The organism is Gemmatimonadota bacterium (assembly GCA_009835325.1).
Lineage (GTDB): Bacteria > JAAXHH01 > JAAXHH01 > JAAXHH01 > JAAXHH01 > JAAXHH01.
Genome location: VXWP01000076.1, coordinates 1 through 9,889 on the forward strand (window position 1 = coordinate 1; position 9,889 = coordinate 9,889).

A 9,889-nucleotide genomic window follows, 5' to 3' on the forward strand; every position below is an offset into this window, starting at 1 on the left:
TCTAACGGGTCGTATCTGCGTCAGTTTAAGTCGAATGCTCCGGGGCGGAGAATGCCCATAGAAAAATCACACATTTCAACAAAACTTATAAGAAACTATCCAGCAAATTAACATTTGTCAAATCAAACTTTAACTCGGCTAAGTTATTTTTCATGTACTCTGACGTGTGCCGCCACGATCCGGCATGCTGGAGCGATTTCACTGGTTTTTAGCAGGTCACGGTGAAGCCGTCCGGACTTGGGCGGTCCGCTTCAGGGGCGGCCGGATACGGACCGAAGGGGCACATGACAGTGGATGGCGGCGTCGATCACCGGGGGGAGGATCGGACGGCGATCACCAGGTGCAGTAAAGGTGACGATTACTGGGGTACTTTGCCGGTGATCGACTTGGAGAGATCACGATCCGTCGATCGCCTGGTGTGGATGGGGCGGCGGCCGCCAAGGGGAAGCAAGAAATCGTCGACCACCGGAGCGCGTCAGGCGGCGATCACCGGATCAGAGCGTCTGCGTTGATTACGGGGGGGAGAAGTAAGGCGCCCGGGGACGGGGCTGGCGCTCCGGCGCGAGGCTGGCGCTCCGGCGCGAGGCTGGCGCTCCGGCGCGAGGCTGGCACCCCGGCGCGGAACTGGCACCCCGAACCGGTCGGCCATCGGGAGAGAAGCAGGCGTCCCGGCGTTGATTGGCGTCCCGGCCGGTCGAGCAGGTCCTGTTCTATCCGGCCAGCGGGACGTTTCCTGCTGGTTCGGCTTTACATCTCGTTGAACTTCCGGTCTTTGCTTGGCTCCGAAACGATGCCGACAGACCTTCCATCGTCTGTGCTCCATAACAATTCCAGCGACTCGACCACGGACTCGAATTGCTTGAAATCCCATCTTTCGGCCACTTTTTTCGCGCGAACCCTCGTATGGTTTATGATCCGCTGCGTAGCTTTCCTGCCGTCGTCGGTAAACTCGCAGATCACCACTCTGCGATCGCTCGGATCCGAACCTCGTTGCAGGTAACCCTTGCCAACCAGGTGATCTACGATGATCGACATATGTGGCAGCTTGCTGCCCAGGTGATTCGCCAGGGCACCCATCCGCGTGGGGCCGTGGAGGTACAACATCATCAGTGTATTTGCCTGGTGCGCGTTCAATCCGAGTTTCTTCAACTCGCCAAGACGTTCATTGTCCATCAATCGACTCAGAATATGTATCGCACAGACAAACCGGTCCGTCAACTCTCCTCTGACACCTTCTCCCATTGCACCGTTCATGAGCGCCTTCCCCGAATACGTGATTAACGTGCGGTATATACGGCCGGTGGTCCAATGTCTATAAGGTGACGATGACTCAGGCTCTGGAAGTGCGTCGGTCCAAAACCGCCCATTCTACCCGAGTATAACGGAAAAAGTGTGACCGGTGTGTGAACAATTGGCGCTGAAGAAGGATAATTGTGCGAAAAAACGTGCAATGGCCGCGTGTCGTCCTCTTCGTACGGCTCCCGCGTCTTTGAGGCCGGACAACGCGTAACGATCCTGCCGATAAACCCCATAGGCCAGGGAAAACGGATCATTCGCGGTTTTTGTTGACACGCTGATGTACAATTGTACAATACATAAAAGGAGGTTTCCGCATGAATATGGTCATCGATACTTCGGCGATTATCGCATCCGTCATGCGGGGTCCCGAACGGGATGCCCTTGCCGAAGCGGCATCGGGCCATGTCCTCATCGCGCCGGGATTCGTCCGGTGGGAAGTCTGCCAGGCCCTGTCCGTCATGATTCGGCAGAAAGGTATAGACATCGTGGAAGCGCGAAGAGGGATGGAGATCCTGGATAACATACCCTTGCGTTACGTGGATGTGGACATGGCCCAGGTTCTTACGATCGCGTCTCGACTGAAAGGGGTAGCGGCTGACGCGTTCTTACTGGAGACCGCCATCAGGTACAACGCGCCGCTGCTGACCCTGGACCGGTCGTTGGGCCGCGCCGCGGAGTCACTCGGCATTTACGTGGTGCGTTTGGAAGATGAGGGGGGCTGACTGCACCATGGATGTATATACATATTCCGAAGCGAGGCAAAATCTGTCGAGTTTGCTCGACGAAGCGGAATCGACGGGCAAGGTCATCATCCGCAGGAAGGATGGCAGGAGATATGCCGTCGTCCCCGAGTTGTCTCCCGTATCGCCGCTGGATATACCGACGGTCGAAACGAGCATCACGGTGAAGGAAGTCGTCAAGCTCGTCAGGCGCCAGCGCGTCAGGGGTAAAAAGCGGGGCTCCGATTAAGAAAACCACGCCGATGTGGAGACCGGCCCTGGCCAGCACGCGACCCGGTGATCTGGTTTCCGATTGCGTTTGCGCCGGGATGTGCGTAGATTCTACGTATAGATCGTCGTAGATTCCCCGGAGCCTCCGTTCATGACCAGGCTGATCAGACTGACAAGGCGATTCACCGTCCTCATGCTTGCCCTCGCGATGTCGTCGCCGTCCCTGGCGGTCACTGCCGCGGTCGGCACGTGCATCACGGCAATGGCCCCGACTCCCGGCGCGACTCCGACCGGCGGCGCCCACGCCTGTTGTGTGACGGCACCGGCACCGGACTCCTGCGCGACGGCCCATACGCCGGAAACATGTGCCGCGGGGATGCTGGCCATGTCCTGCTGCAGCGTCGAGCCGGCCCCATACCGGCAAGCCGGGACGGACGCGCTGCCCGCATCCGTTCCCTTTCAACCCGATCAGTTGGACCTGACCACACCGTTGCGGGGATTCCAGGTGGTTGAACCGGTGGTTCTTGCCACGCAATGGTCTTCCGAAATGGAAACCAGCCGGTCTCCACCCCCATTGCGCGCACTCTTCTGCACCTACCTCATTTAATACCCCTTACTCCATAGCGCAACAACAGGCCGTGCGCGTAACCCTCGACGCGTAATCCGCGACGGGTTACCGGTATCGTGTACCCGGACTTTCAGATACGTTTCTGTCCGGCTTCCGGTACGTCCCCGTCACATTTCGGCGCGTCCGGTCCGGAGTGCGGCGCGGTATCCCTTCGGGGACCGCCCTATCCGCTACCGGGGACCGCCCAATCCGCTCGCCCGGCCGTAATCACTGGCAACCATACATTTATATTCAACCGAGGAAGAAGCCCATGTCCGTATTCCCACGATACGCGGGCGTTCTGATCGTGATTCTCGCAGTGTCTTTCGCCCTGGCGTCCGCCGTTCAGCCGGCCCGGGCGCAGACGCCGCGGCTAGAGGCGCTGGTCGCCGAGGCCCTGGACCGCAGTCCGGCCCTGCAGGCGGCCCATCAGCGCAGGACCGCGGCGGAGCACCGCCGGCCGCAGGTAGCATCCTACCCGGACCCGGCATTATCGTACACGCGGTGGCTGTCTTCGCCGGAAACGCGCGTCGGGCCACAGCGGAACGTGCTGGCCTTCGGTCAGACGATCCCCTATCCGGGCAAGCTGAGCCTGCGCGGCGACATGTCCGGAGAAGAAACGGCGGTCGAAACGGCCGGCATCCAGTCCATCGCCCGCGATATCGCCTACGAAGTGAAGTCCGTCTACTACGATCTGTACCGGGTCGACCGGTCCCTGCGCATCCTCGAGGACTACCTGGTACTGCTGGAGACCTTCACCGCCGCCGCGGAGGAGAAGTACGCAACCGGGAGCGGTTCGCAGGCCGACGTGCTCAAGTCTCACGTGGAAGCGTCGGAGATCCTGCAGAAGCGCATTACGCTGGAAGGCGAGCGCAGCGCCCTCGTTGCCCGGCTCAACGGCGTGCTCAGCCGTCCGTCCGATTCGCCGGTCGATCCGGTGGCTGTCATTGACACCACGAGATACGCGCAGCCGGAATCCGTGGTGGTCGAACGGGCGCTGGCCGTCCGTCAGGAGCTGGATGCGGTCGACGCCCGGATCCGGCGAAACGAACTGGGCGTACGCCTCGCCCGACTCGCCAACCGGCCGGATTTCATGGTGCAGGGTTCCTATATCACCGTACCGAAAATCGGGGACCATCCGGCTTCGGACGCGGGGAAAGACGCATTCGGTGTCATGCTGAGCGTGAATCTGCCCGTGTTTCGGAGTCGCACACGGGCCGAAGTGCAGGAGGCCATGGCACGGGTGGAAGAAAGCCGGCATGCCAGGCAGCGCATCCTGGATGCCGTCGCGGCGGAGGTCGCGGGGGCCTACGGACGGCTCAGCCATTCGGGGCGGGCCCTTGACGTCTACGAGCAGGGCCTGATCGTCCAGGCGGAAAGCAGCGTGCTGGCGACGCTGGCCGCCTACCAGACGGGGCAGATGGACTTTCTCGACCTGCTCGACGCGGAGCGCATGGTGCTGCGTACCCGGCTGGGGTACGTGGCGGAGACGGCAAACTATCGAAAGTACCTCAGCCAGCTGGAACGGGCCGCCGGAGGATCGCTCCCGTAGCCACAGGAGGACTATAATGGGATACGTCAAACAAACAAGCCGCGGGCCGTTTCGGTTACTGATCTTGCTGTGGCTGGCCGCCGCGCTGGCCGTCGCGCCGGCCGCGATGCTCGCCGGTTGCGGCGACCCCGAGTCGACGGCCACTTCCGAGGGCGGTGAAACGGCGCAGGTCCAGCTCTGGACGTGCGGCATGCACCCGAACGTGATCGCGGAGGAGCCGGGGCAGTGTCCAATCTGCGGAATGAACCTGACGCCGTTGAAGCGTACGGCCGAAGCGGAAGCGCCGACGGCCGAAGCGGAAGCGCCGACTGCCGACGCGGGGCACGAGTCCGAAATGGAACACGAGCATGAGGATGGTGAAATGTCCGCGGCGTCCACGGACGAACCCGAGAGTGCTTCCCCTGGCGGCGCCATCGTGATCGACCCGGTCACCATACAGAACATCGGCGTCCAGACCGCGACCGTGCAGGAACGGCCGCTGACCCGTTCCATACGGACCGTCGGCCACCTGGACTACAACGAGGAGATGTTCTCCCGGATCAACGTCAAGTACGCGGGGTGGATCGAGAAACTGTACGTGAACGAGACCGGCCAGCAGGTCGCCGAGGGCGATCCGATGCTGGACATCTACTCGCCGGAGCTCGTCGCGGCGCAGGAAGAATACCTGCTGGCATTCCAGAACGTGAAAAACCTGGAGAACAGCACGTTCGAAAACATCACGCGCGGCGCGGAGTCGCTTTTGGACGCCTCGAAGCGCCGTCTGCTCTACTGGGACGTGACCGAGGCGCAGATCCGGGAACTTGAAGAACGGGGCACGATCGCCCGGACGATGACCATTCATGCGCCTTCGAAAGGCATCGTCGTGGAGCGGATGGCCGAACTGGGCATGCGGGTCACGCCCGGCATGGACATGTACCGCATGGCCGACCTGTCCACCATCTGGGCCTTCGCCCACGTGTACGACGCGGATGCTCCGTGGCTGAGTCCGGGGCTGGCGGCCGAGATGGAACTGCCCTACAATCCGGGGAAAGTCTATCGCGGCACGATCGATTACATCTATCCCTACCTGGACCGCGCGTCGCGGGACATCAAGATCCGGCTGGTCTTCCCCAACCGGGATCTCGAACTGAAACCCCAGATGTACGCCAACATCCGTCTGTCTACCCGCAGCGTGCGGCCCGTGCTCGTGATCCCGGGCAGCGCGGTCATTCACAGCGGGGAGCGCAACGTGGTTTTCATAGCTCTCGAAGGCGGCAGGTTCGAACCGCGCGAGGTGACCCTCGGCATGGAAGGGGAAGATGGCTACGTGCAGGCCACGGACGGCGTCCGCGCCGGCGAGCAGGTCGTGACGTCGGCCCAGTTCCTCATCGATTCGGAGAGCCGGCTCCAGGAGGCGATCCAGAAAATGCTCGACCACCGGATGATGCACTGACCGGGGCGGCCGGCCCGACCTGTCCGACCTGTCCGACAGGCCCGGCCGGAACCATCAGTCGGCCCGGAACTTAAAGGAATCCATCATGTTGCAACGCATAATCGAATACTCCGTCAGGAACCGGTTCCTGGTGATCCTGGTCACGTTGTTGCTGATCGCGGGCGGGACTGTTGCCCTGGTGGAGATCCCGCTCGACGCCATACCGGATCTCTCGGACGTGCAGGTGATCGTCCTGACCGAGTATCCCGGCCAGGCGCCCCAGGTGGTGGAGGACCAGGTGACCTATCCCCTGACCACGGCCATGCTTGCGGTGCCCTACGCGGAAACGGTCCGTGGCTACAGTTTCTTCGGGCTTAGCTTCGTATACATCATCTTCGAGGACGGCACGGACATCTACTGGGCCCGCAGCCGCGTGCTGGAGTACCTGAGCTACGTGACCGACCGCCTGCCGCCGGGCGTGAACCCCGCGCTCGGGCCCGACGCCACGGGCGTGGGCTGGGTCTACCAGTACGTGCTCCGGAGCGACCGGCACAACCTGGCGGAACTGCGGAGCATCCAGGACTGGTTTCTCCGGTACGAACTCACTTCGGTCGACGGGGTGTCCGAGGTCGCCAGCATCGGCGGGTTCGTCAAGCAGTACCAGGTGGAGGTCGATCCCAACAAGCTGCTGATCTACGACATACCGCTCAACCGGATCAAGACGGCGATCCAGCGAAGTAACAACGACGTGGGCGGCCGGGTCGTGGAGATGGCGGAGACGGAGTACATGGTCCGCGGGCTGGGGTACATCGAGTCCGTGGAGGACCTGGAGAACGTGCCCCTGGGCGTCGACGGATTCGGGACGCCCGTACTCCTTCACCAGGTCGCCCGGGTCACGACGGGACCGGAACTTCGGAGGGGACTGGCGGAATGGGACGGCGAGGGCGAGATCGTCGGCGGCATCATCGTCATGCGGTACGGCGAGAACGCCATGGAGGTCATCCGGAACGTCGAGGAGAAGCTGGAGTCGCTCAAGTCGGGCCTGCCGGAGGGCGTGGAGATCATTACAGCCTACGACCGGTCGAGCCTCATTGAACGGGCCATCGACAACCTGAGCGACAAGCTGCTGGTGGAAAGTCTCATCGTCGCCCTGGTCTGCATCATCTTCCTGATCCACTTCCGTTCGGCCCTGGTGGTCATCCTCACCCTGCCGATCAGCGTGCTCGCCGCCTTCCTGGTCATGTCATGGCAGGGGATCAACGCCAACATCATGTCCCTGGGCGGGATCGCCATCGCCATCGGCACGCTGGTGGACGCCGCCATCGTCATGATCGAGAACACCCACAAGCACATGGAGCGGGACCGCGGGAAGAAGGACCACTGGCGGATTGTGCTCGACGCCACGAAGGAAGTGGGACCGTCCCTCTTCTACTCGCTGCTGATCATCACGCTCTCCTTCGCGCCGATCTTCGCCCTGCAGGCCCAGGAAGGCCGGCTCTTCAAGCCGCTGGCCTTTACCAAGACCTACACGATGGCCGCGGCCGCCCTGCTGGCCATCACCTTCGTACCGGTCGTGACGGGATACCTGGTCCGGGGCCGCCTGCTGCCGGAGCGCAGGAACCCCTTGAGCCGGCTGCTCGTCTTCCTCTACCGGCCCGTGATCCGGGCCGCGATCCGCGTGAGGTGGCTGACCGTCGCGGTCGCGATCGCCGCCCTTTCGGCCACGTGGTACCCCCTGCAGCGGATCGGCTCCGAGTTCATGCCGCCCCTCTACGAAGGCGACCTGCTCTACATGCCCACCACGGACCCGGGCATATCGATCACCAAGGCGCGCCAGTTGCTGCAGCAGACCGACAAGATCATCAGCGCCTTCCCGGAAGTGGACCGGGTCTTCGGCAAGGTAGGGCGGGCGGACACGGCGACCGATCCCGCGCCGCTGTCCATGATCGAGACCACCATCATGCTCCGGCCCGAGGAGGACTGGCGGCCGGGGATGACCCGCGAAGGGCTCGTGGAAGCGCTCAACGACGCCATCCAGTTCCCGGGGCTGACCAACGCCTGGACCATGCCCATCCGCACGCGGATCGACATGCTGTCCACGGGGATCCGCACCCCGGTCGGCATCAAGATCATGGGGGACGACCTGGCCGTGCTGTCGGACCTGGCGCAGCGGGTCGCCGTTGAACTGCAGGAGCTTCCCGGCACGCTCAGCGCCTTCCCCGAGAAGACCATGGGCGGCAACTATCTCGACTTCGAGATCGACCGCGTCGAGGCGGCGCGCTACGGGATGACCGTGGGCGACGTGCAGGACATCATCATGTCGGCCGTGGGCGGCGTGGACGTGACCTACACGGTGGAGGGTCTGGCGCGCTACCCGGTGAACGTCCGTTACGCCCGGGAACTGCGGGACGAAGTGTCGGACTTGAGACGCGTCCTGATCCCCACGCCCTCGGGGGCGCAGATCCCCATCAGCCAGGTGGCCGACATCCGGATCCGCAAGGGGCCGTCCGGCATCAAGTCGGAGAACGCCCGGCCCACGGCCTGGGTGTACGTGGATCTCACGGATACGGACATCGGCGCCTACGTCGAATCCGCCCGCCGGCTTATCGCGGAGCGGGTCTCGCTGCCCGTGGGGTACAGCATGGTCTGGAGCGGGCAGTACGAGTACCTGGAACGGGCGCAGCAGCGGCTGCAGATCGTCGTGCCGGTTACCCTGGCCATCATCCTGCTGCTCCTCTACATGAACTTCCGGAACGTCGCGGACAGCCTGATCGTCATGCTTTCGCTGCCCTTCGCACTGATCGGGGGCGTATGGCTGATGTACCTGCTGGACTACGACTTCAGCATCGCGGTGGGAGTCGGCTTCATCGCCCTGGCCGGCGTGGCGGCGGAGACGGGGGTCGTCATGCTGCTTTATCTCAAGCAGGCCTATCGGGACCGCGTCAACCGCGACGCGCTCAACACGCGGCAGGATCTCTACGAGGTCGTCATGCACGGGGCCGTGGAACGGGTGCGGCCCAAGATGATGACGGTGGCGGCCACCATCGCCGCCCTGATGCCCATCATGTGGGGGACCGGCACGGGTTCGGAGGTCATGCAGCGCATCGCCGCGCCCATGGTGGGCGGCATGGTGACGTCCACGGTGCTGACCCTCGTGGTCATCCCGGTCATCTACTACATGGTCAGGTCATGGGGACTGCGGAAGGCGTAAAGGAAGGTCGGCGCGTGGGGCCGACACGTAAGGGGTCGGCAGAGGGCCGCGCATGTGACTGCAGAGGGTCACGCATGTGACTGCAGAGGCCGGCAGAGGGCCGCACCGGGGCGGCGCAACGCGAACGGGTGAATCCTGTTCACTCCCGCCCGCGGACGTAGTCCTGGAACTCGAGGTGGCGCAGGTAGACCTCGATGCACCGACGGCCGGTGACACAGAGATCCAGTTCGGCCAGCGCCCGCGCGGGGTCCATGTACCGAATGGCCTGTCCTTCACCCAGTACCAGGTCGTCGATGGGGACGTCGATCGGGACGAGAAAGAGGTGGCGCACGTCCGCGCCGTCGAAGAAGGTCGCCAGGGGATGGAATTCGGACAACTGGTGGCCGATCTCCTCTTCCACTTCCCGGACCAGGCCTTCTTCCGGACTTTCGCCCTCCTCCACGTGTCCGCCTATGAGGCTCCACTTGTTCGGGAAGATGATCCGGGGATCGTCGTCGCGCAGGTTGACGAGGATGTCGCCGGCGGGATTGACGAGCATGGCGGACGAGATGATGGACACGGGCACATCCTTCTGAAAGGCGCTACTCATCGTCGGGATCGGGACCGGCCGCTTTCTGCTGGAGCCGGTACAGGGCGTTCATGGCTTCGACCGGCGTCATGAGGTCCAGGTCGAGTTCCTTGATGTCCTCGACGACCGGATGGTCCGCCGGCAGGAACAGGCTGAGCTGGTATTCGGCGCCTTCGACCTTCGGCCGACCGTGGCGCGCCGGCCCCGCCACGCCCACACCGCCCGCAACAACCGCGCCGTCCGGTCCGTCCGCACCGTCCGGTCCAGCCAGTCCTTCCACACCTTCCAAAT

General features: G+C 63.2%; 8 protein-coding genes. 6 read left to right on the top strand and 2 right to left on the bottom strand.

Translation table 11 applies throughout. The features are described from left to right. Positions 1-747: 747 nt before the first annotated feature. Complete coding sequence (locus F4Z81_09665) at positions 748-1,254, bottom strand: MarR family transcriptional regulator (protein ID MXW05319.1); 507 nt, start codon at positions 1,252-1,254, stop codon at positions 748-750. Positions 1,255-1,613: 359 nt separating this feature from the next. Here F4Z81_09665 and F4Z81_09670 point away from each other — a divergent pair, with 359 nt between their 5' ends. The 6 genes from F4Z81_09670 to F4Z81_09695 all read left to right on the top strand — a co-directional run bounded on the left by F4Z81_09670 (position 1,614) and on the right by F4Z81_09695 (position 9,030). Further along, positions 1,614-2,021, top strand: coding sequence for a type II toxin-antitoxin system VapC family toxin (locus F4Z81_09670; protein MXW05320.1), 408 nt, complete (start codon positions 1,614-1,616; stop codon positions 2,019-2,021). A 7-nt stretch (positions 2,022-2,028) separates the two neighbouring features. After that, a complete protein-coding gene (locus F4Z81_09675) occupies positions 2,029-2,268 on the top strand; it encodes a type II toxin-antitoxin system Phd/YefM family antitoxin (GenBank protein MXW05321.1) in 240 nt (79 codons plus the stop codon). Between the two features lie 132 nt (positions 2,269-2,400). Next, entirely contained in the window at positions 2,401-2,856 is a 456-nt protein-coding gene (locus F4Z81_09680) for a hypothetical protein (GenBank protein MXW05322.1), read from the top strand. 271 nt (positions 2,857-3,127) lie between these two features. Continuing rightward, positions 3,128-4,408, top strand: coding sequence for a TolC family protein (locus tag F4Z81_09685; protein ID MXW05323.1), 1,281 nt, complete (start codon positions 3,128-3,130; stop codon positions 4,406-4,408). Positions 4,409-4,424: 16 nt separating this feature from the next. Beyond that, positions 4,425-5,840, top strand: coding sequence for an efflux RND transporter periplasmic adaptor subunit (locus F4Z81_09690; protein ID MXW05324.1), 1,416 nt, complete (start codon positions 4,425-4,427; stop codon positions 5,838-5,840). An 85-nt stretch (positions 5,841-5,925) separates the two neighbouring features. After that, positions 5,926-9,030 (top strand): efflux RND transporter permease subunit, encoded by a 3,105-nt coding sequence (locus F4Z81_09695; GenBank protein ID MXW05325.1) that lies wholly within the window; start codon positions 5,926-5,928, stop codon positions 9,028-9,030. Positions 9,031-9,169: 139 nt separating this feature from the next. Here F4Z81_09695 and F4Z81_09700 read toward each other — a convergent pair whose 3' ends face one another. Then, the gene (locus F4Z81_09700) at positions 9,170-9,619 is read right to left on the bottom strand and encodes an NUDIX domain-containing protein (protein MXW05326.1); all 450 of its coding nucleotides are present in this window, start codon (positions 9,617-9,619) and stop codon (positions 9,170-9,172) included. Between the last annotated feature and the right edge of the window lie 270 nt (positions 9,620-9,889).